Genomic DNA, 21,130 nt, shown 5'->3' with positions numbered 1-21,130 from the left:
CCCGGACAACTCATCACGAGGCCATCCCACCGTGTTCCTGACGATCAGTACCACCGGTACCCCAGAACGCCCCGCGACCGATCTCGGCTTCCTGCTGCACAAGCATCCCGACCGGACGCAGGCGTTCTCCACCTCCTACGGCAAGGCCCACGTCCTCTACCCCGAGGCGGACGCCGAGCGGTGCACGGCCGCGCTGCTGCTGGAGGTGGACGCGGTGGCGCTGGTCCGGCGCGGCAAGGGCAAGGGCCGCGGCGGGGCGCCGGACGCGGCCCTCGCGCAGTACGTCAACGACCGCCCGTACGCGGCCTCCTCCCTCCTCGCCGTCGCACTGAACGACGTCTTCTCCAGTGCGGTGCGCGGCCAGTGCAAGGCCCGGCCCGAACTCCCGGAGCAGACACGCCCGTTGCGCGTCGAGATACCGGCGCTGCCCGCACGCGGCGGCCCGGACCTCGTGGTCGCCCTGTTCGAACCGCTCGGCTGGACCGTCACCGCCGAACCGGTGGCGCTGGACTCCGCGTTCCCGGAGTGGGGCGCCTCCCGTTACGTACGTCTGGTCCTGGAGTCGGAGTCGCTGACGCTGGCCGAGGCGCTGCGCCACCTGTACGTCCTGCTGCCGGTCCTCGACGACACCAAGCACTACTGGGTCTCCTCGGACGAGGTCGACAAGCTGCTGCGCGCGGGCGAGGGCTGGCTCCCCGCCCACCCGGAGCACAAGCTGATCACCAGCCGTTATCTGTCCCGCCGCTGGTCGCTGACCCGGCAGGCCATGGAGCGCCTGGAACTCGTACGGCTCGCGGAGGCGGACGACAGCGAGGTCGAGGCGATCGACAACGCCGTCGCCGAGAGCGCGGACGGCGAGCCCGAGGGCGAGGAGAAGCCGACGCCCCTCGCGGTGCAGCGGCGGGACGCGATCCTCGCCGCGCTCCGGGAGGCCGGCGCGGCGCGCGTCCTCGACCTGGGCTGCGGCCAGGGCCAGTTGGTGCAGGCGCTCCTCAAGGACGTCCGCTACACCGAGATCGTCGGTACGGACGTGTCCATGCGCGCGCTCACCGTCGCCGCACGCCGCCTGAAGCTCGACCGCATGGGCGAGCGCCAGGCCGCCCGCGTCCAGCTCTTCCAGAGTTCCCTCGCCTACACCGACAAGCGGCTCAAGGGGTACGACGCCGCCGTGCTCAGCGAGGTCGTCGAGCACCTCGACCTGCCCCGGCTGCCGGCCCTGGAGTACTCCGTCTTCGGTTCGGCCCGGCCGAGGACCGTCCTCGTGACCACCCCGAACGTCGAGTACAACGTCCGCTGGGAGAGCCTGCCCGCCGGCCACGTCCGGCACGGCGACCACCGCTTCGAGTGGACGCGGCAGGAGTTCCGGACCTGGGCGGCGGCGGTGGCCGAACGCTACGGCTACGAGGCCGCGTTCGTGCCCGTGGGACCCGACGACCCGGAGGTGGGACCGCCCACCCAGATGGCCGTGTTCACACGGCGCGACGCGAGCGACAGCAACGAGAAGGAGGCGAAGGCGGCATGAGCGAGGACACACAGCGGACCACCCGGGGGCGCGTCCTGCCCGTCACCGACCTCTCCCTCGTGGTGCTGGTCGGCGCGTCCGGCTCGGGCAAGTCGACGTTCGCCCGGCGGCACTTCAAACCGACCGAGATCATCTCGTCCGACTTCTGCCGCGGTCTCGTCTCCGACGACGAGAACGACCAGAGCGCGACCAAGGACGCCTTCGACGTCCTGCACTACATCGCGGGCAAGCGCCTCGCGGCCGGCCGCCGCACGGTCGTCGACGCCACCAGCGTGCAGCAGGAGTCCCGCAAGCAGCTGATCGAGCTGGCGCGCCGGCACGACGTCCTGCCGATCGCCATCGTGCTCGACGTGCCGGAGGAGGTGTGCGCCGAGCGCAACGCGACCCGCACCGACCGCGCCGACATGCCGCGCCGCGTCATCCAGCGCCACACCCGCGAACTCCGCCGCTCCCTGCGGCACCTGGAGCGCGAGGGTTTCCGCAAGGTGCACGTCCTGCGCGGGGTCGAGGACGTCGACCACGCCACCGTCGTCACCGAGAAGCGCTTCAACGACCTCACCCACCTCACCGGCCCGTTCGACATCGTCGGCGACATCCACGGCTGCGCGAGCGAACTGGAGGCGCTGCTCGGCAAGCTGGGCTACGTCGACGGCGTGCACCCGGAGGGCCGTACGGCCGTCTTCGTCGGCGACCTCGTCGACCGGGGCCCGGACAGCCCGGGAGTGCTGCGCCGGGTGATGTCCATGGTCGGCTCGGGCGACGCCCTGTGCGTCCCCGGCAACCACGAGAACAAGTACGGCCGCTTCCTGAAGGGCCGCAACGTCCAGCACACCCACGGCCTCGCCGAGACCATCGAGCAGATGGAGGGCGAGAGCGAGGAGTTCAAGCAGCAGGTCCGGGAGTTCATCGACGGGCTCGTCAGCCACTACGTCCTCGACGGCGGCCGACTGGTCGTCTGCCACGCCGGCCTGCCGGAGAAGTACCACGGCCGGACCTCCGGCCGGGTGCGCAGCCACGCGCTGTACGGCGACACCACCGGCGAGACCGACGAGTTCGGACTGCCGGTGCGCTACCCGTGGGCGGAGGACTACCGGGGCCGCGCCGCGGTGGTCTACGGCCACACCCCGGTGCCCACCGCCACCTGGCTGAACAACACCATCTGCCTCGACACGGGCGCCGTCTTCGGCGGCAAGCTCACCGCGCTGCGCTGGCCGGAACGCGAACTCGTCGACGTACCCGCCGAGAAGGTCTGGTACGAGCCGGCCAGGCCGCTGGCCACCGAGGCGCCCGGCGGGCACGAGGGCCGGCCGCTGGACCTGGCGGACGTGCACGGCCGCCGGGTCGTCGAGACCCGGCACGCGGGCCGGGTGTCGGTCCGCGAGGAGAACGCGGCCGCCGCCCTGGAGGTCATGAGCCGCTTCGCGGTCGACCCGCGTCTGCTGCCGTACCTGCCGCCCACCATGGCTCCCACGGCCACCTCGCACATCGACGGCTACCTGGAGCACCCGGCGGAGGCGTTCGCGCAGTACAAGGAGGACGGGGTCGCGCGGGTCGTGTGCGAGGAGAAGCACATGGGCTCGCGGGCCGTCGTCCTGGTCTGCCGGGACGCGGACGCGGCCCGGGAGCGCTTCGGTGTGGCCGGACCCACGGGCTCCCTCTACACCCGCACCGGCCGGCCGTTCTTCGACGACGAGGCCCGCACCGAGCTGGTGCTCGGCCGGTTGCGCGAAGCGATGAGAGAGGCCGGGCTCTGGGAGGAACTGGCCACCGACTGGGTGCTGCTGGACGCCGAGCTGATGCCCTGGTCGCTGAAGGCGTCCGGGCTGCTGCGCACCCAGTACGCGGCCGTCGGGGCAGCCTCCGGCGCGGTCTTCCCGGGCGCGCTGGCCGCCCTGGAGGGCGCGGCCGCCCGCGGCGTGGACGTGGGGGAGCTGCTGGACAAGCAGCGCGAGCGGGCCGCCGACGCGGCCGCGTTCACCGACGCCTACCGCCGTTACTGCTGGCCCACCGAGGGCCTCGACGGCGTGCGGCTCGCCCCCTTCCAGATCCTCGCCGTCCAGGGCCGCAGCCTCGCCGCCCTGCCGCACCACGAACAGCTGGCCCTCATCGACCGGCTCGTGGAGTTCGACGTCAGCGGTCTGCTGCAGACCACCCGGCGCCTCTTCGTCGACACCGGCGACGAAGGCTCGGTGCGGGCCGGGATCGACTGGTGGCTGGAGATGACCGGCCGCGGCGGCGAGGGCATGGTCGTCAAGCCGGTCGAGGCCGTGGTGCGCGACGGCCGGGGAAGGCTGGTCCAGCCGGGCATCAAGTGCCGGGGCCGGGAGTATCTGCGGATCATCTACGGACCGGAGTACACCCGCCCCGAGAACCTCGCCCGGCTGCGCGGCCGGTTCCTCAACCACAAGCGCTCGCTCGCCCTGCGCGAGTACGCCCTCGGCCTGGAGGCCCTGGACCGGCTCGCCGAGGGGGAGCCGCTGTGGCGGGTGCACGAGGCGGTGTTCGGGGTACTCGCCCTGGAGTCGGAGCCGGTCGACCCCCGTCTGTGACCGTCCGCGTCCGGGGCCCACGGGTCCCGGACGCGAGTTCGGCGGGGCCCCGGTCCGTGCCGGACGGAACCCCCGTCCGGCACGAACCGACCCACGCCCGGGGGGCGACAATGCGGCTGATAATGTCGCAGTCAGGCGTGGCCGTTCACTGCGTTCGAATGGTTCCGGCGGTTCCGGCAGTGCTCGGGGGAGGGTGATCGCGGCCAGTCGCACGCGATCGCTGCCACCCGAGTCGGTCCCATCGGTCCCATTCGAAGGTATGTGGGGTTTCCCATGCGTCGCAGCATCACGCGGTCCGTGTCACGGCCCGGGCGAGAGCGATCGGCACTCGACGCCGCGTACGAGGAGTGCCGCAGGCTGGTCCGCTCGACCCGGCCCACCGAGTACGCCCTGATGCAGCTGATGCCCCCGGCCGTACGCCCCGCCTGCTGGGCCCTGTACGCGGCCCTCGCCGCCGCCGACGACCTGGTCGACTCCACCGAGGGCACCCCGAGCGAGCGCGCCCGGCGGCTGCAGGACTGGCGGGCCGCGCTGGAGGCCGACCTGGCCCGCGGCACCAGCGACGACCCGGTCCGGCACGCGCTGACCGACGCGGTCTGGCACTGGGGGCTCGACCTCGGCGACCTGCTGGGCTCCCTGGACGCGGTCGGCCGGGACGAGGGCCGCGAGGGCGTCGCGACCTGGCAGGAGTGGCGGGAGCGGGCGCACTCCCAGAACGTCAGCTGGCCCGAGCAGCTGATGCGGATGCTGGTCCGGTCCGGGCTGCCCGTGCCCGTGCGCCTGCGGGACCTCCCGGGCTTCACCCGCTTCGTGGACGGCCTGTTCCTCACCGACATGCTCCGCGACCTCCCCGAGGACCTCGACGCCGGGCAGGTGTGGTTCCCCGCCGAGGTGCTCGACCGTTTCCAGGTCACACCGGCCGAGCTGCTCTCCCGCGAGTGGACCCCGGGCGTCCGGCGGCTGGTCGCGCATCTCGCGGGCCAGGCCCGCCAGTGGCTGGAGAACTCCCGCCGGGCGCTGCGGAACACGCTGCCGCTGGGCCCCGCCATCGTGCTCGACAGCGCCGTCGAACTGTTCGGGGCGGAGCTGGACGCGATCGTCCGCGCCGGATCGGCGGTCCTGCACCGGCCGGTCCGTGTTCCCCGGCACATCGAATGGCGCATCCTCGGCCCGGCGCGGGCGCGGGCCTCCGTGGTGTGGCGGCTGACGCTGCCGCCCGGCGACTCCCCGGCGAGGCCGGCGGCCGGGGCCCGCGCGGGTGGGACGACATCCGCCGACGGTTCCCCGGACGGTCCGGCGCCCGCCCCGGCCGACGGCTCCGAACGGCTCACCACCCGGATCGCCGAACCGCCCCTGCCGCCGCGCCCGCACCGCGACGGGGCCCGTCCGCCGGCCATAGCCGACGCTCATCTTCCGCGGCACGTGGCGATCGTCATGGACGGCAACGGCCGCTGGGCGACCGGGCTCGGACTGCCCCGCGACGAGGGCCACCGCGCCGGAGCGGTCGCCCTGCGGGACGTCGTCCAGGGTGCCCTGGAGATCGGCCTGGCCCATCTGACGGTCTACGCCTTCTCCACGGAGAACTGGAAGCGGTCGCCCGACGAGGTCTCCAAACTCTTCGCGATCATGCGCGCCGAACTCCTCGACGGCGAACTCCTCGACCACGACGTACGTCTGCGCTGGGTGGGTTCGCCCGACGGCCTGCCGGAGGACGTGGTGGAGGTCCTGCGGGCCCAGGAGCACGCCACCCGCAACCGTACGGGCCTCACCTTCAACGTCTGCGTCAACTACGGCGGCCGGGCCGAACTCGCCCGCGCGGGGGCGGCGTTGGCCCGCGCCGCGGTGGCGGGTGAGGTCGACCCCGCGCGGGTCTCCGAGCAGCTCTTCGCCGCGTACCTGCCGCATCACGCGCTGCCCGACGTGGACCTCCTGTGGCGCACCAGCGGAGAGATCCGCACCTCCAACTTCCTGCCCTGGCACGCCCACTACGCCGAACTGCACTTCACCGACGAGCCCTGGCCCGAGGTGGACCGCCGGGATCTGTGGGAGGCCGTGGTCGCCTACACCCACCGCAAGCGCCGCAAGGGCGCCGCGTCGGTGCCGGCACCGGTGGAGGAGGCTGAGTAACCGGGTGCGGGGCGGCTCGATTCGTTGTCGGGTGCGGCTCCGGTGGGGCTTCTCGCGCAGTTCCCCGCGCCCCTGAAAGCATCAGGCCCCTGCGGGCCTGAAAGCACCAGGCCCCTGCGGGCCTGAAAAGCTCGGGGCGCAGCCCCCGCTTTTCAGGGGCGCGGGGAACTGCGCGACCAGCCCTCACGCACCCGCACCCGAATCCTCAGCCCACCAACCGCAACCGAACCCCCGCCACCCCCACCCGCACGGTCTGCCCCCACGTCAGCTCCAGCGCGTCCCCCTCCATCCCGTCCCCGAAGACGATGAGCCGGTCCGACTCGACGGTGAGGCACAGCCGGGCGGCCGCCGCCAACTGCCCCGCCACCAGCGACGTCCCGGTGGCCGGCGAGGGCCACGCCTCGCGCACGAACCACAGCAGCCGGTCCTCGCCGGGCCCGGGCAGCGCCAGCTCGCTCGCCCGCTCCTGCCACACCGACCGGATCCACCCGCTCGCCCCGGTCCCCGTCCCCACCAGCACCCCGGACGAGGCCTGGGGTTCGACGGCACCCCTGTCGCCGTCGAACCCCAGGCGGTACCGGGCGGTCTGGTGCCCCGCCGCGCCGAGGTAGATCTCGTTGAGCGCCACCAGCCGCTGCGTGTCGTCGGCGACGGCCTCCACCATGGTCAACTCGTCCGAACCCACGCCGTGCTGGGAGGAGAGCAGCAGCTTCCCCGCCTGATCGGGCCGGTGACGCACCAGGACCCCAGGATTGCGCCGCGGGTCGGGGTTGATCCCCACCACCGGCTGCCCCGCGAGGTACTTGGCGACATTGGCCACCAGCCCGTCCTGCCCGACGACGACCACGACGTCCTCGGGGGCGAACAGGAACCGGTCCAGATCCCCCCGCTCGACCCGCGCCTGACGCCAGGTCAGCGGCACCGAGGACGTGACCTCCGCCAGCGCCCCGCGCTCGCGCCGGTGCCGCTCGGCCACGTCCTCGATGTCCCGCCCCCGGGACCGCAGGAAGAAGGCGGCCTGCCCGTGCGTCCCGTGCCGGGCCACCAACTCCTCGTACTCGGTGGTGCGATGGACCAGCACCACCCGTGGCGCGAGACTCACGCCGAGCCCCCGCCGCCGCCCGCCCCGCCGAGCCGGGAGAGCAGTCCGGTCAGCACGTCCGGCGACACCGTCACGCTCTCGATGTGCGGCAGGTTCTCCGCGAGCCGCGTCGCGGTGAGCGCGTTCAGGGTCGCCGCGTCCACCTCGGCGTGCACCCGCAGCCAGGCCGCCTGCGCCTCGGCCCGCGCCTCGCCCACGGTCCGCGCGGCCCGTGCCTCCGCCTCGGAGAGCCGGACCTGCCGCTCCGCCTCGGCCTCGGCCAGCTTCACGCTCCGCGCCGCCTCCGCCTCCGCGAGCTTCACCGTCCGCTCGGCCTCCGCCTCGGTCAGCCGTACCGTCCGGGCCGCCTCCGCGCCCGCCTTCACCGCGTCGGCCGAGGCCCTCTCCTCCGCCTCCCGCCGGGCGTTCGTGCCTCGCTGCTCGACCAACTGCTCCTCGCGCCGGGCGAGTTCGATCTGGCTGGCCAGCTCGTTCTCCGCGATGGCCCGCTCCCGCTCGACGGCCACCGCCCGCCGCTCGTACGTCGCCCGGTCCGCCTCCTGCTGGATCTGCTCCCGCGCGGGCGTGCGCAAGGCGCGCTCCACCTCGGGCTCGGGCCGCAGCGCCACCACGCGTACGGCCACGATCTCGATGCCGGTGGCCGGCAGCCGGGGCTCGGCCGCCAGGCCGCTCGCCACCCGCTCACGAACCGCCGCGACACCGTCGACGAGGGCCGACGCCAGTGTCGTACGGGCCAGGACGTCCAGCGCGTGCTGCTGGGCCGTCTCCGTCAGCAGGGTGGACAGCTGTTCCAGGGGAGCGCCGCGCCAGACGCCCGTGTCGGGGTCGATGGAGAAGTCCAGGCGGACGGCGGCGGTCGCCGGGTCGCTCACCCGGTACGTCACCGTCGCCTGCACCGCCACGTCCTGGAAGTCGGAGGTGCGGGCGTGGAAGGTCATCGCCAGCTCCCGGTCGTCCACCGGTATCTCGGAGAGCGCGGCGCTCAGCGACCGGTACCAGAAGCTCAGCCCCGGGCCGTCGTGCACGAGCCGTCCGGAGCGGTGGTGACGGATGTGCGCGGTGGGCGCGCCGCGCAGATGCCGCCAGCCGAGCCGTCTGGTGATGTCGGCCATGGATGATCCCCCTCGCCACGATGACTGATCGACACCGCTTAGTGTCACTCAGACGATAATGGAGTGGCCCCTTATCGTCAAGGGGACGAGATGGAAGGGTTCCGATTCGGCCGACCGGAGGGTGAACACGCGCCCGAATGGTCAGGATGAGGACATGGGATTCCATGTCGACTCCGAGGCCGGGCGGCTGCGCCGCGTCATCCTGCACCGGCCGGATCTTGAGCTCAAAAGGCTCACCCCCAGCAACAAGGACGCGCTGCTCTTCGACGACGTCCTCTGGGTGCGCCGGGCGCGCGCCGAGCACGACGGCTTCGCCGACGTACTGCGCGACCGGGGTGTCGCCGTCCACCTCTTCGGCGACCTCCTCACCGACGTCCTGCGCGTCCCCGAGGCCCGGGAACTGGTCCTCGACCGGGTCTTCGACGAGAAGGAGTACGGCCCGCTCGCCACGGACCACCTCAGGGCCGCCTTCGAGTCGCTCCCCCTGACGGAACTGGTCGAGGCGCTGATCGGCGGCATGACCAAGCGCGAGTTCCTCGACGCGCACATGGAGCCGGCCTCCGTCCGCTTCCACGTCATGGAACTGGACGACTTCCTCCTCGACCCCCTGCCCAACCACCTCTTCACCCGCGACACCTCCGCCTGGATCTACGACGGGGTCTCCATCAACGCCATGCGCTGGCCGGCCCGCCAGCGCGAGACCGTCCACTTCGAGGCGATCTACCGGCACCATCCCCTCTTCCGCGACGAGACGTTCCACGTCTGGTCGGAGGGTCAGGCCGACTACCCGTCCACCATCGAGGGCGGTGACGTCCTCGTCATCGGCAACGGCGCCGTCCTCATCGGCATGAGCGAGCGCACCACCCCCCAGGCCGTCGAGATGCTCGCGCACAAGCTGTTCGCCGCCGGTTCCGCGCAGACCATCGTGGCCCTCGACATGCCCAAACGCCGTGCCTTCATGCACCTCGACACCGTCATGACCATGGTCGACGGCGACACCTTCACCCAGTACGCCGGGCTCGGCATGCTCCGCTCCTACACCATCGAACCCGGGGTCGGCGAGAAGGAGCTGAAGGTCACCGACCATCCGCCGGAGCACATGCACCGCGCGATCGCCGCCGCGCTCGGCCTCGACTCCATCCGGGTCCTGACCGCCACGCAGGACGTCCACGCGGCCGAACGCGAGCAGTGGGACGACGGCTGCAACGTCCTGGCCGTCGAGCCCGGCGTCGTCGTCGCCTACGAACGCAACGCCACCACCAACACGCATCTGCGCAGGCAGGGCATCGAGGTGATCGAGATTCCCGGGAGTGAACTGGGGCGGGGGAGGGGCGGGCCGCGCTGCATGAGCTGTCCGGTGGAGAGGTCCGCCGTGTAGGCACGCGGGCGCGCGGCCGAGGTCACACGGCAGGTGACCGTATAGAAATGTGGAACATCGTATAGACTTCCAGTCTTCCTTACGCCGATCCCGTCCCGCCGACCCAGGAGCGCCCCATGGCGACCGTTCCCCACGCCCTCGCCGGGCGCCACTTCCTCAAGGAGCTGGACTTCACCGCCGAGGAGTTCCGCGGGCTGATCGAGCTGGCCGTGGAGCTGAAGGCGGCCAAGAAGGCCGGGGCGGAGACCCAGCACCTGCGGGGCCGGAACATCGCGCTCCTGTTCGAGAAGACCTCGACGCGCACCCGCTGCGCGTTCGAGGTCGCCGCGGCCGACCAGGGGGCCCGGACGGTCTACCTCGACCCCTCCGGCTCGCAGATGGGCCACAAGGAGTCCGTGAAGGACACCGCACGGGTCCTCGGCCGCATGTTCGACGCGATCGAGTACCGGGGCGACAGTCAGGCGAACGTCGAGGAGCTGGCCGCCCACGCCGGCGTCCCCGTCTACAACGGTCTCACCGACGACTGGCACCCCACCCAGATGCTGGCCGACGTGATGACCATGACCGAGCACTGCGACAAGCCGCTCGACGAGACGGCCTTCGCCTACCTCGGCGACGCCCGCTTCAACATGGGCAACTCGTACCTGGTCACCGGGGCCCTGCTCGGCATGGACGTCCGGATCGTCGCCCCGCAGGACTACTGGCCCGCCGAGGAGGTCGTCACCCACGCGCGCAAGCTCGCGGAGACCAGCGGGGCGCGCATCACCCTCACCGAGCACATCCACGAGGGGGTCGAGGGCGCCGACTTCGTCGCCACGGACGTCTGGGTCTCCATGGGGGAGCCCAAGGAGGTCTGGGACGAGCGCATCGGAGCCCTGTCCCCGTACGCCGTGACCATGGACGTCCTGCGGTCCACCGGCAACGCGGACGTCAAGTTCCTGCACTGCCTGCCGGCCTTCCACGACCTCGGCACGAAGGTGGGGCGCGAGATCCACGAGCTGCACGGGCTGGACTCGCTGGAGGTGACGGACGAGGTGTTCGAGTCCTCGCACTCGGTCGTCTTCGACGAGTCGGAGAACCGGCTGCACACGATCAAGGCGGTGCTGGTGGCGACACTGGGCTGAGCGCCGGTACGGCCCCCGCGTCGCCGGCTACGGGTGGCGGCGCTGGGGCGGCACCGTCGGCAGCCTGAACCACACGGCCTTGCCGGACTCCGTCGGCCGGTGACCGCAGGCGGAGCTGAGGGCGCGGATGAGCAGGAGACCGCGACCGTGCTCCTGCCAGGGATCGGGGTCGAGAGTCCCGGGCGTGGTGAGATCACCCGGGGGCGCCGGGTCGGGGTCGTGGACCTCCACCTTGCAGCCGGTCGGCACCAGCTCGACGACCAGCTCTATAGGGCCCTCCCCGGCCGCGTGCTCGATCGCGTTCGCGACCAGCTCCGCCGTGAGCAGCTCCGCCGTGTCGCAGTCCGCCCCGTGCTCCAGCTCGGTCAGCGCCGTACGCACCAGCGCGCGGGCCACGGGCACGGCCGCGGCGGTGGGCGGCAGCGCGATGCGCCAGGAGGCGGGGGCGGAGGGTTCTTGCAAGGCGGCTGGTCCGTTCATGGAGCAGGTCATGGCTCGTCCTGCTTTCAACGTGATGAATGGTACGGCGCCAACCGGCGAAGTCGCTCGGCGGGCGCCGCGGGGGACCTTCGGCCCCGTTGCCGCCGGTCTACCCGGGGCAACGCCTCGCCGCGCCCGGCGGAGCCCGCCGTTACGGCCTTGTCGAACGCCCGTGACCGAGTCACGGGAGCGTCCCCGGGCACCGACGACGGGCGGCTCGCCCTCGCCACGACCGGTTCCGGGGGAACGCGGTCGTCACCGCTCCTCGGCGGTCCCGGACATCCCCGCGGCGCCGTCGCTGCCCTGCCGCGGTGCCAGGCCGGCGAAGACCGCCCCCGGGTCCCGCAACCGTGCGTGCAGGGCCCGGAACACGGCCGCCGAACGCGCTCCGGGCCAGTCCGCCGGAAGCAGCGCGGCGGGCAGCCCGGGGTCGGCGTACGGAAGGTGCCGCCAGGAGTCCAGGGCCATGAGGTAGTCGCGGTACGCCTCCGGCGGCGGGGTGTCCTCGCGGCGCTCCCAGGCGCGCAGCACGGGCGCGTACCGGTCGAGGAACGCCTCGTGCCGCTTGGCGAGCCCGGTCAGGTCCCACCACCGCGCCACGGCCTCGGCGGTCGCCGCGAACCCGAGGTGCTCGCCCCGGAACAGGTCCACGTACGGGTCGAGCCGCAGCCGGGTGAGGGTGTGCCGGGTCTCCTCGTGCAGCCGGGCCGGGGCTATCCACACACCCGGGGCGGCCGTGCCGAAGCCGAGTCCGGCCAGCCGGGAGCGCAGTACATGCCGTTTCTGCCGCTCCGACTCCGGCACCGAGAACACCGCGAGGACCCAGCCCTCGTCCCGCTGGGCCGCCGGCGCGTGGATCCGCCGGTCGCTGTCGTCCAGGAGCCGGCGCGCGTCGTCCGACAGTCCGTATCCCGCCGCCCCCGTCGCCGTCCGGGACGGCACCAGCAGGCCGCGCCGTTTCAGCCGGGACACCGAGGAGCGGACGGAGGGGGCGTCGACCCCGAGCGCCGCGAGCAGCCGGATCAGTGCGGAGACGGGCACGGGACCCGGCACCGAACGGCCGTACGCGCCGTAGAAAGTGACGATGAGCGAGCGTGGTGCGTGCTGTTCCGACACGTTGATCATTTTAGGTTGCCGGTATCGCCGCTGGTCACGCAGGGTGCGTCGCTTCCGTGAGGGTACGGCGGAGGCTCAGGCGGCGGTCGCCAGCGTGCCGGGGGCCGGGCGGCGCGGGGCGATCACGCTGCCGTCGGGAAGGAGTTCACCGGTGTCGTCGAAGACGATCGCCCCGTTGCACAGCAGGTTCCAGCCCTGCTCGGGGTGGGCGGCGACGACGTGGGCGGCGTCGCGGTCCGTGCGGTCGGTCGAGGGGCACTGGGACTGGTGAGCACACATGGCGCACCTCCACGTCGTGGTGAGTGCCGGCGGCGAGTCACCGCCTCGCACCACAGACCATGCCCGCGCCGGAACCCCGTGGCCACATGGTTCCGCGAGACGTGACAGCACCCGGACGTGCCGTGACAGGACGCGGACACTACGCCCGGCGCGCGGGGCGCCGCCGGTAGTGAGGACGGCCGAACCGACGCGCCGACGCGGGGGTGACGATCACCGTCGCGCACCGGCCGGGCCGGTACCCCTGGAAACCCCGTCCAAGGAGGTATCCCATGCCCTTGCCCCCCGTCTTCTCGCAGGTCCCGCGCGTGCTCGGCGCCGCCGCCGGTGCCGCGGCGCTGCTGTTCGCCGCCGCCGCGTCCGCCGGCGCCGTCCACGATCCGGCCGAGACGGTGACCGTCGACCCCACCGGGCACGTCGCCCCGGACGGCACGCTCACCCTGTCCGGCACGTACCGCTGCCTCGCCGGCAGCGGCCCCGTGTTCGTCTCGTCCTCGCTCCAGCAGGGCGACAGCAGGGTCCGCAAGGGGGTCGGCGGGTCGTCGGCCGTCTGCGACGGCGCCGAGCACACCTGGACCAACACCGACCGGGCCGAGCCGGGCCGCTATGTGCCGGGCCCGGCCCGGGTGGAGGCCACCGTCACCGAGCTGTCGGGCGGCGGTCTGCCGCTGCCCCGGTTCCACGCGGTACGGCAGCAGGACATCACCCTCGTCGAGGGCTGAGCCGACGACCGTGCACGGCAGCACGAAGGCGGCCCCGGTGGTGGGTGGTCCACCGGAGCCGCCTTCCGTCTGCCGGTCCCTTACTTGAGCAGGTGCACGCGCTGCGTCGTCAGGTCGTAGCGGGCGCCCACCACGGCCACCTTGCCGGCCTTCAGCCGGGCGGCGACGTCGGGGTCGGCCTCGATCTTGGAGCGGACGAGCCGGACGTTGGCGTCGATGGTCGCCGCGACCCGGGCGTCGCCGGTCACGCTGTGGTCGATGGCCGGAGCGATCTCGTCGGCGATGTACTGGATGCCGCTCGGCAGCTCCTCGCCGCTCTCGTCCACCGCGACGGCGGCCTTCACGGCCCCGCAGGACTGGTGACCGAGCACGACGACCAGCGGGATGTTCAGTTCGAGCACGCCGTACTTGACGCTGCCGAGGACCGACCGGTCGAGCACCTCGCCCGCGCTGCGCACGGTCATCAGGTCGCCGAGGCCCTGGTCGAAGACCAGCTCCGGGGGGACGCGCGAGTCGATGCAGCCGAGAACGAGGGCGAAGGGCTGCTGACCGGTCGTCAGGGCCTTGCGCAGGGCGTAACCCTCGTCCGGGTGCTGCTCGTGCAGGGTCCGCCAGCGGCGGTTGCCCTGCGAGAGTTCCTTCAGGGCCTCCTCCGCCGTGGCCGGACGCTTGTGGGCGGGGGGCGTCTGGTGCGCGGGGGTGGCGCGGGAGACGGACTCGGCGTTCGCCGGGAAGGCGCCGACGGCGAGACCGCCGCCGACGACGGCGGTGCCGGCCAGCGCGGCGCGCAGGAGTGAGCGTCGGCCGCGAGGCTTCGCGGCGGATATCGGAGCGTCGGCGCCGCCGGCGGTCGCCTCGGCGGTGTCGCCGCTGTGGGGTGCTGCGTCAGGATTCACGGGCAGGAACGTACGTCCGGCCTAAACGCTCAAACGTTCAAGATGCCGAATCATGAATGATTGTTGATCAATCATGGCTGACCCTTGAATGGTTCTTGGTCAGTTCGGGGCCGGTCCTTGGGCAGCCGGTCGCCTGCCGTTCAGGCCGCGGGACGGGAGCGCTCTCACCGGCGGCCCCGGCTGTGCGGCTCCCACGTCCGGTGCGGCCCTCATGTCCGGTGCGCGAAGACCACCAGGTTCTCGGTGTAGTCCATGACGCTGCGGTCGTAGGCGCCCGCGCACGTGATCAGCCGGACCTCCGGCCGGGAGGCGTCGGCGTACACCCGCTCGTCGGGGAAGTCGTCCTTCGCGAACGTCTCGACGTCGTCGACCACGAAGGACACCCGCTCGCGGTCGGCGCGTACGACGTGGAAGACGTCCCCCTTCTCCAGTTCGCCGAGCCCCGCGAAGACGGCCGGCGAGGTCTTCGTGTCGACGTGCCCGGCGATGATCGCCGTGCCCCTCTCCCCGGGGACGGCGCCCTCGGCGTGCCAGCCCACGAGGTTCACGTCGTCGGCGGGCGGAGCCTGCAACTGCCCGGAGCGGCCGACGTACAGGGGGACGAAGGGGGCGCTCACCCGGATCCTCGGGATGAGCAGCCGGACCGGCCGGGACCCGCTCGCCCGCTGTGCCGGGGGCTCCGCGGGACGGGCCTCCTCGGCGGGGGCGGCCTGCGGGGCGTGCCGGGCGTTCGGCGGGCCGGAGGCGTCGGTCGGGGAGTCCTCACCGCCGAACAGGCTCACCGCCAGGATCATCAGGCCCACGGCGCACACCGCGGTCAGGTTGACGCGGGCACTGGGACGGGTCGGCACCGGATCGGCGCCGGGAGGAGAAGGGCGGGCTGCCATCGGACACCACCTCACCAGGTACGGCAGCGGAAGGGACGGACGGGCGCAGGGGCCGCCGGGTCACGCCGGAACGCCGGCCGGGCCGCCACACGACACACGGTGTGGCGGCCGCGGCCGCTATCGGGCCAGGTATCGCGCCCGGCATGGGCTCAGGCCACGCTTCCGGCGGTCTTCCTGCGCCGCAGGGCGTACAGGCCCGTACCCGCCACCGCGAGGACGGCCATCCCGCCCGCGGTCACCGTGGGCGAGGCGAGCGCGCCGCCACCGGTGTGCATACCGCCGCGCGGCTTGTCGTGGTCGTTCTTCCAGGACCCCTGCTCCTCGTCCTTCCAGGAGCCCTTGTCCTGCTCGCCCTTCCACGACTCGTTGCCGTTGTCGCCCTTCCAGGACTCCTTGTCCTGGCCCTCCTTCGTGGCCTCCTCCTTGTCCCAGCCCCCCGCGTCGGGCTTGGCGCCCCGCTCCGAGCCCCAGCCCTCCTCGGTGTTCAGCGAGGTCAGCGCACCGCCACCCGTGTGAATCCCGCCGCGCGGTCCGTCGTGGCTGCTGTCCTTGTCGTGCTCCTTGCTGTAGCCATGGTCCTCGTGGTCCCACGTGTCGGCGTAGGCGCCGGGTGCGGCGAGGGCGAGAACGGCTCCGGCCGCCGCGGTGGCGAGAAGCGTGCGAGCAGAACGCATCTGATGGTCCTTCCGTCACGGCCGGGCAGCTGGTGCTTCGTCAGCTGACTTGACCCGGCTCCGACGTGATCCACCGTCAGCCGGATCCCGTCCCGCCACCACTCGGGGCGCTCAGCCGGGTGAACCGCGGCGTCCCGCCCGGCGCGCCTACCCCTCCCGTACGGAGTCCCCGAACGCCTTCAGGATCCGCTCGGCCGCCAGCGTGGCCGTCAGCTCCCCGTCCCTGACCCGCTGTTCGAGGTCCGGTGCCAGGGAGCGGACGCCGGGGTGGGTGCGCAGGCGGTCGAGGAGTTCGTCGCGGACCATCGACCAGGTCCAGTCGACCTGCTGGTCCCGCCGCCTGGCGGCGAGCCGGCCGGTGGAGTCGAGGAGCGCGCGGTGCTGCTCCAGGCGCTCCCACACGACGTCCAGACCGGTCGACTTACGGGCGCTGCAGCTCAGCACCGGCGGCGTCCAGACCGCGTCCCTGCCGTGCATCAGCCGCAGCGCGCCCGCCAGCTCACGGGCCGCCGTACGGGCGTCGCGCTCGTGCGGGCCGTCCGCCTTGTTGACGGCGAGCACGTCGGCCAGCTCCAGGACGCCCTTCTTGATGCCCTGGAGCTGGTCGCCGGTGCGGGCGAGGGTGAGCAGGAGGAAGGAGTCGACCATGTTCGCGACGGCAGTCTCGGACTGGCCGACGCCGACGGTCTCCACCAGCACCACGTCGTGGCCGGCCGCCTCCATCACCACGATCGACTCGCGGGTGGCCTTGGCGACCCCGCCGAGCGTCCCGGCGGTGGGGGAGGGCCGCACGAAGGCCGCCGGGTCGACGGCCAGGCGCTCCATCCGGGTCTTGTCGCCGAGGATCGAGCCACCGGTACGGCTCGACGACGGGTCCACCGCCAGGACCGCCACCCGGTGCCCGAGCGAGGTCAGCATCGTGCCGAACGCGTCGATGAACGTCGACTTGCCGACGCCCGGCACCCCGCTGACCCCGATCCGCCGTGCCCGGCCGCTGTGCGGCAGCAGCTCGGTCAGCAACTCCTGTGCCAGAGCGCGGTGTTGGGGTCGGGTGGACTCGACGAGGGTGATGGCGCGGGCGACGACCGCCCGCTTTCCGCCGAGCACCCCCTCGACATAGGCGCCGACATCGATCACAGGTCGTGCCCGAGGTCGTGCGACAGCCTCTCCACCAGGTCGTACGCCGCGTCCGGGATCACCGTCCCGGGCGGGAACACGGCCGCCGCGCCCATCTCCAGCAGCGTGGGCACGTCCTGCGGCGGGATCACCCCGCCGACCACGATCATGATGTCCGCGCGGCCCTCCTCGGCCAGCTGCTCCTTCAGCGCCGGGACGAGGGTGAGGTGGCCGGCCGCCAGTGAGGACACGCCGACGATGTGCACGTCCGCCTCGACGGCCTGCCGGGCCACCTCGGCCGGGGTCTGGAACAGCGGGCCGACGTCCACGTCGAAGCCGAGGTCGGCGAAGGCGGTCGCGATCACCTTCTGGCCCCGGTCGTGGCCGTCCTGGCCCATCTTGGCGACGAGGATGCGCGGGCGGCGGCCCTCGGCCTCGGCGAAGGACTCCACCAGGCTCCGGGTGCGCTCCACGTTCGGGGACTCGCCTGCTTCGTTGCGGTACACGCCGGAGATCGTACGGATCTGGCTCGCGTGCCGGCCGTACACCTTCTCCAGGGCGTCGGAGATCTCGCCGACCGTGGCCTTGGCGCGGGCCGCGCGCACCGCCAGCTCCAGCAGGTTGCCCTCGCCGCCGGCGGCCCGGGTGAGCGCGTCCAGCGAGTCCCGGCACTCCCGCTCGTCGCGGTCCGCGCGCAGCCGGCGCAGCTTCTCGATCTGCTGGGCGCGGACGGAGGAGTTGTCGACCTTGAGGACGTCGATCTGCTCGTCGGTCTCGACGCGGTACTTGTTGACGCCGACGACCGGCTGGCGCCCCGAGTCGATCCGGGCCTGGGTGCGGGCCGCCGCCTCCTCCACGCGCATCTTGGGGATCCCCGCGTCGATGGCCTGGGCCATGCCGCCCGCCTGCTCCACCTCCTGGATGTGCTGCCAGGCGCGGCGGGCGAGGTCGTACGTCAGCTTCTCGACGTAGGCGCTGCCGCCCCAGGGGTCGATGACCCGGGTGGTGCCCGACTCCTGCTGGATGAGGAGCTGGGTGTTGCGGGCGATGCGGGCGGAGAAGTCGGTGGGCAGCGCCAGCGCCTCGTCGAGGGCGTTGGTGTGCAGCGACTGGGTGTGGCCCTGGGTGGCGGCCATCGCCTCCACACAGGTCCGCGTGACGTTGTTGAAGACGTCCTGCGCGGTCAGGGACCAGCCGGAGGTCTGCGAATGGGTGCGCAGCGAGAGGGACTTGGCGTTCTGCGGGTCGAACTGCTTCACCAGCTTCGCCCACAGCAGGCGGGCCGCGCGCAGCTTGGCGATCTCCATGAAGAAGTTCATGCCGATCGCCCAGAAGAAGGACAGCCGGGGCGCGAACGCGTCCACGTCCAGGCCCGCCTCGCGGCCCGCCCGGATGTACTCCACTCCGTCCGCGAGGGTGTACGCCAGCTCCAGGTCGGCCGTCGCACCCGCCTCCTGGATGTGGTAGCCGGAGATGGAGATGGAGTTGTAGCGGGGCATCCGCTGCGAGGTGAAGGCGAAGATGTCGGAGATGATCCGCATCGACGGCTTCGGCGGATAGATGTAGGTGTTGCGGACCATGAACTCCTTGAGGATGTCGTTCTGGATGGTCCCCGCCAGCTTCTCGGCCGGCACCCCCTGCTCCTCGGCCGCCACGATGTACAGCGCGAGCACGGGCAGCACCGCGCCGTTCATCGTCATCGACACGGTCATCCGGTCCAGCGGGATGCCGTCGAAGAGCTGCCGCATGTCGAGGATCGAGTCGATCGCCACGCCCGCCATGCCGACGTCACCCGTCACGCGCGGGTGGTCGCTGTCGTAGCCGCGGTGGGTCGGCAGGTCGAACGCGACCGACAGGCCCTTCTGGCCGGCCGCCAGGTTGCGCCGGTAGAAGGCGTTGGACTCCTCGGCGGTGGAGAAGCCCGCGTACTGCCGGATGGTCCACGGCTGGTTGACGTACATCGTCGGGTACGGGCCGCGCAGATACGGCGCCATGCCGGGGTAGGTGCCCAGGAAGTCCAGGCCCTCCAGGTCCTGCCCGGTGTACAGCGGCTTGACCCCGATGCCCTCCGGGGTCTCCCACAGCAGGTCGTCACCGCCGGCCGCGTTCTTCACCGCCGTACGCCACTCGTCGGCACCGCCGCCGACGGCCGGGGAACCCAGCTCGATCCCGGAGAAGTCGGGGACGGAGGGGACGGTCATCAGGACACTCCCATGCGGTCGAGGGCCGCGGACAGCACGGCCACGGCGTCGCAGCCCGCGAAGACGAAGGCGTCGACATCGGTGTACGGCCCGGGGCGGCCGGCGAGGAACACGTGCGCGGCGCCGGCGGCCTTCAGCCCGGCCGCCTCGGCAGCGGCGCGCTCCTCGTAGAGCGCGTCGCTGGAGCACAGGCAGACCTCGGCGGCGCCGCTCTCCTCGAACGTGCCCTCGGTGACGGGTTCGATGCCGCCCGCCTGGAAGAGGTTGGCGGCGAAGGTCGTCCGGGCGGTGTGCGCGGCGGCGGGGCCGAGCGAGGCCAGGTAGAGGCGCGGGCGGGAGCCCGTCGCGGCGAGATGGGCGTCCGAGCGGGCGCGCAGCGCCTCGAACGCCTCGTCGCGGCTGACGCGCGGGAGACCGCCCGACGGCGGCTCGGGCGCCGGCTCGCGGACGACCGGCTTCTCGGCCAGATGGGGGAACTCGCTGACGCCGGTGACCGGTTCGCGCCGCTTCGCGAGCTTCACGCTGCGGGCCGCCCAGGTCGCGGCGAGGCGCTCCCGTACGACTCCGGAGCGCAGGGCAGCCGCCTGGCCGCCCGCGCGCTCGATCTCCTGGAAGAACTCCCAGCCCGCGTGGGCCAGTTCGTCCGTGAGACGTTCCACGTACCAGGAGCCGCCCGCCGGGTCGATCACCCGGGCGAGGTGGGACTCCTCCACGAGGACGGTCGAGGTGTTGCGGGCGATGCGCCGGGCGAACGCGTCCGGCAGCCCGAGCGCGTGGTCGAACGGCAGTACGGTGACGGAGTCGGCGCCGCCCGCCCCGGCGGCCAGCGTGGCGATGGTCGTGCGCAGCATGTTCACCCACGGGTCGCGGCGCGTCATCATCACCGGCGAGGTCACCGCGTGCTGGAGCTGTGCCCCGGCCGCCGGCGCCCCGCACACCTCGGCCACCCGTGCCCAGAGCCGCCGCGCCGCCCGCAGCTTGGCGATCGTCAGGAACTGGTCGGCGGTGGCCGCGTAGCGGAACTCCAGCTGCGCACACGCCTGTTCGACGCTCAGCCCGGCCCCGGTCAGCTCCCGCAGATACGCGACACCGGTGGCCAGCGAGGCACCCAGCTCCTGGGCGGCCGAGCCACCGGCCTCGTGGTAGGGCAGCGCGTCCACGGTCAGCGCCCGCAGCCCCGGGTACTCCTCGGCGCACCGGCGCGCGAGACCGGCCACGGGGGCGAAGTCGTACGACTGCCCGGTGCGGGCCTCGTGGCCCAGGGGGTCCGCGCCGAGGTTGCCGCGCGCCGCCTCCCCGGCGACGCCCCGCTCGGCGTACAGGCCCAGCAGCTCACCGGCCGCGGACTCCGTCTCGGCGCCCGCGTCCAGGACGACCGGCGCGAGGTCGAGATACACGCCGTCCAGGACCCGGCCGAGCGAGGACACCGGCAGACCGGCCGCGCCGAGGACCAGCCACAGAGAGGTGACGCCGTTCTCCAGGTCGGCGAGGACCGCGCCGCCGTCCGCGGCCGTGTGCCGCTGGCGTACGTCCCAGCCGCCGACGGTGTTGCCCGCGGCCCGGCCTCCTCGTACGAAGGGCGGGAAACCGGGGAGACCGGACGGGGGCGCGGTGTCGTGCGTGGTGTAGAGAGGGCGGGTGCGCAGCCCGTCCTCCAGCGCGGTGGACAGGGCTTCCTCGGCCTGAGCGCCCTCGACGTCCTTGCCCGACTTGCGCAGCACGCCCGCAACGAGGCGTTGCCACTGCTCGTGGGTTGCGTCAGGGAACTCGCCGGCCAGCTCAAGCCCGTCGTCAGGCAGGACCGTCATGCTCGGATGCTAGGCCAGAGGCGCAAAGGAGCAGCAGGGG

General features: G+C 72.7%; 17 protein-coding genes. 6 read left to right on the top strand and 11 right to left on the bottom strand.

The window, feature by feature from the left end; all coding sequences use genetic code 11:
* Positions 1 to 31 precede the first annotated feature (31 nt).
* The 3 genes from PYR72_RS13980 to uppS all read left to right on the top strand — a co-directional run bounded on the left by PYR72_RS13980 (position 32) and on the right by uppS (position 6,198).
* Positions 32 to 1,522: a 3' terminal RNA ribose 2'-O-methyltransferase Hen1 gene (locus PYR72_RS13980; RefSeq protein ID WP_275455663.1), complete on the top strand. Its 1,491-nt coding sequence runs from the start codon at positions 32 to 34 to the stop codon at positions 1,520 to 1,522.
* Entirely contained in the window at positions 1,519 to 4,071 is a 2,553-nt protein-coding gene (locus PYR72_RS13975; RefSeq protein WP_275455662.1) for a polynucleotide kinase-phosphatase, read from the top strand. The genes PYR72_RS13980 and PYR72_RS13975 overlap by 4 nt, the downstream gene beginning before the upstream one ends.
* A gap of 273 nt (positions 4,072 to 4,344) precedes the next feature.
* Entirely contained in the window at positions 4,345 to 6,198 is a 1,854-nt protein-coding gene (uppS, locus tag PYR72_RS13970; protein ID WP_275455661.1) for a polyprenyl diphosphate synthase, read from the top strand.
* 205 nt (positions 6,199 to 6,403) lie between these two features.
* On the opposite strand, the gene PYR72_RS13965 is transcribed toward uppS, so the two are convergent.
* Positions 6,404 to 7,300, bottom strand: coding sequence for a hypothetical protein (locus PYR72_RS13965; protein ID WP_275455660.1), 897 nt, complete (start codon positions 7,298 to 7,300; stop codon positions 6,404 to 6,406).
* Complete coding sequence (locus PYR72_RS13960) at positions 7,297 to 8,412, bottom strand: SPFH domain-containing protein (RefSeq protein WP_275455659.1); 1,116 nt, start codon at positions 8,410 to 8,412, stop codon at positions 7,297 to 7,299. Before PYR72_RS13960 ends, PYR72_RS13965 begins: the two co-directional genes overlap by 4 nt.
* Before the next feature lie 154 nt (positions 8,413 to 8,566).
* Here PYR72_RS13960 and PYR72_RS13955 point away from each other — a divergent pair, with 154 nt between their 5' ends.
* Together PYR72_RS13955 and argF are read left to right on the top strand one after the other, a co-directional pair.
* On the top strand, positions 8,567 to 9,790 hold the full coding sequence (locus PYR72_RS13955) for an arginine deiminase (protein WP_275455658.1): 1,224 nt from the start codon (positions 8,567 to 8,569) through the stop codon (positions 9,788 to 9,790).
* A 116-nt stretch (positions 9,791 to 9,906) separates the two neighbouring features.
* A complete protein-coding gene (gene argF / locus PYR72_RS13950; protein ID WP_275455657.1) occupies positions 9,907 to 10,914 on the top strand; it encodes an ornithine carbamoyltransferase in 1,008 nt (335 codons plus the stop codon).
* A gap of 27 nt (positions 10,915 to 10,941) precedes the next feature.
* On the opposite strand, the gene PYR72_RS13945 is transcribed toward argF, so the two are convergent.
* From PYR72_RS13945 to PYR72_RS13935, 3 genes are all read right to left on the bottom strand, one after another.
* A complete protein-coding gene (locus PYR72_RS13945) occupies positions 10,942 to 11,406 on the bottom strand; it encodes an ATP-binding protein (RefSeq protein ID WP_275455656.1) in 465 nt (154 codons plus the stop codon).
* Between the two features lie 243 nt (positions 11,407 to 11,649).
* Positions 11,650 to 12,519, bottom strand: coding sequence for a PaaX family transcriptional regulator C-terminal domain-containing protein (locus tag PYR72_RS13940; RefSeq protein ID WP_275455655.1), 870 nt, complete (start codon positions 12,517 to 12,519; stop codon positions 11,650 to 11,652).
* Positions 12,520 to 12,585: 66 nt separating this feature from the next.
* Complete coding sequence (locus PYR72_RS13935; RefSeq protein ID WP_275455654.1) at positions 12,586 to 12,789, bottom strand: DUF5999 family protein; 204 nt, start codon at positions 12,787 to 12,789, stop codon at positions 12,586 to 12,588.
* A gap of 269 nt (positions 12,790 to 13,058) precedes the next feature.
* Here PYR72_RS13935 and PYR72_RS13930 point away from each other — a divergent pair, with 269 nt between their 5' ends.
* Positions 13,059 to 13,508: a DUF6299 family protein gene (locus tag PYR72_RS13930; protein WP_275455653.1), complete on the top strand. Its 450-nt coding sequence runs from the start codon at positions 13,059 to 13,061 to the stop codon at positions 13,506 to 13,508.
* Positions 13,509 to 13,588: 80 nt separating this feature from the next.
* Here the strand turns inward: PYR72_RS13930 and PYR72_RS13925 are convergent, their stop codons facing one another.
* The 6 genes from PYR72_RS13925 to PYR72_RS13900 form a co-directional block, all read right to left on the bottom strand.
* Entirely contained in the window at positions 13,589 to 14,404 is an 816-nt protein-coding gene (locus PYR72_RS13925; RefSeq protein ID WP_275455652.1) for a carbonic anhydrase, read from the bottom strand.
* Positions 14,405 to 14,613: 209 nt separating this feature from the next.
* Positions 14,614 to 15,291: a class F sortase gene (locus tag PYR72_RS13920; protein ID WP_275455651.1), complete on the bottom strand. Its 678-nt coding sequence runs from the start codon at positions 15,289 to 15,291 to the stop codon at positions 14,614 to 14,616.
* A 149-nt stretch (positions 15,292 to 15,440) separates the two neighbouring features.
* On the bottom strand, positions 15,441 to 15,965 hold the full coding sequence (locus PYR72_RS13915) for a hypothetical protein (RefSeq protein ID WP_275455650.1): 525 nt from the start codon (positions 15,963 to 15,965) through the stop codon (positions 15,441 to 15,443).
* A 147-nt stretch (positions 15,966 to 16,112) separates the two neighbouring features.
* Complete coding sequence (gene meaB, locus PYR72_RS13910) at positions 16,113 to 17,102, bottom strand: methylmalonyl Co-A mutase-associated GTPase MeaB (RefSeq protein ID WP_275455649.1); 990 nt, start codon at positions 17,100 to 17,102, stop codon at positions 16,113 to 16,115.
* The gene (gene scpA, locus PYR72_RS13905) at positions 17,099 to 19,282 is read right to left on the bottom strand and encodes a methylmalonyl-CoA mutase (RefSeq protein ID WP_275455648.1); all 2,184 of its coding nucleotides are present in this window, start codon (positions 19,280 to 19,282) and stop codon (positions 17,099 to 17,101) included. The genes meaB and scpA overlap by 4 nt, the downstream gene beginning before the upstream one ends.
* A complete protein-coding gene (locus PYR72_RS13900) occupies positions 19,282 to 21,090 on the bottom strand; it encodes a methylmalonyl-CoA mutase subunit beta (RefSeq protein WP_275455647.1) in 1,809 nt (602 codons plus the stop codon). Before PYR72_RS13900 ends, scpA begins: the two co-directional genes overlap by 1 nt.
* Between the last annotated feature and the right edge of the window lie 40 nt (positions 21,091 to 21,130).

It is taken from the genome of Streptomyces sp. VNUA24 (assembly GCF_029167005.1).
Classification (GTDB): Bacteria; Actinomycetota; Actinomycetes; order Streptomycetales; family Streptomycetaceae; genus Streptomyces; species Streptomyces scabiei.
This window is presented reverse-complemented; position numbering and strand designations above follow the sequence as displayed.

Coding starts and splice junctions, on each gene's coding strand:
- PYR72_RS13975 (WP_275455662.1), top strand. CDS start 1,519: ATGAGCGAGGACACACAGCGGACCACCCGGGGGCGCGTCCTGCCCGTC.
- uppS (WP_275455661.1), top strand. CDS start 4,345: ATGCGTCGCAGCATCACGCGGTCCGTGTCACGGCCCGGGCGAGAGCGA.
- PYR72_RS13960 (WP_275455659.1), bottom strand. CDS start 8,412: ATGGCCGACATCACCAGACGGCTCGGCTGGCGGCATCTGCGCGGCGCG.
- PYR72_RS13955 (WP_275455658.1), top strand. CDS start 8,567: ATGGGATTCCATGTCGACTCCGAGGCCGGGCGGCTGCGCCGCGTCATC.
- argF (WP_275455657.1), top strand. CDS start 9,907: ATGGCGACCGTTCCCCACGCCCTCGCCGGGCGCCACTTCCTCAAGGAG.
- PYR72_RS13945 (WP_275455656.1), bottom strand. CDS start 11,406: ATGACCTGCTCCATGAACGGACCAGCCGCCTTGCAAGAACCCTCCGCC.
- PYR72_RS13940 (WP_275455655.1), bottom strand. CDS start 12,519: ATGATCAACGTGTCGGAACAGCACGCACCACGCTCGCTCATCGTCACT.
- PYR72_RS13935 (WP_275455654.1), bottom strand. CDS start 12,789: ATGTGTGCTCACCAGTCCCAGTGCCCCTCGACCGACCGCACGGACCGC.
- PYR72_RS13930 (WP_275455653.1), top strand. CDS start 13,059: ATGCCCTTGCCCCCCGTCTTCTCGCAGGTCCCGCGCGTGCTCGGCGCC.
- PYR72_RS13920 (WP_275455651.1), bottom strand. CDS start 15,291: ATGGCAGCCCGCCCTTCTCCTCCCGGCGCCGATCCGGTGCCGACCCGT.
- PYR72_RS13915 (WP_275455650.1), bottom strand. CDS start 15,965: ATGCGTTCTGCTCGCACGCTTCTCGCCACCGCGGCGGCCGGAGCCGTT.
- scpA (WP_275455648.1), bottom strand. CDS start 19,282: ATGACCGTCCCCTCCGTCCCCGACTTCTCCGGGATCGAGCTGGGTTCC.
- PYR72_RS13900 (WP_275455647.1), bottom strand. CDS start 21,090: ATGACGGTCCTGCCTGACGACGGGCTTGAGCTGGCCGGCGAGTTCCCT.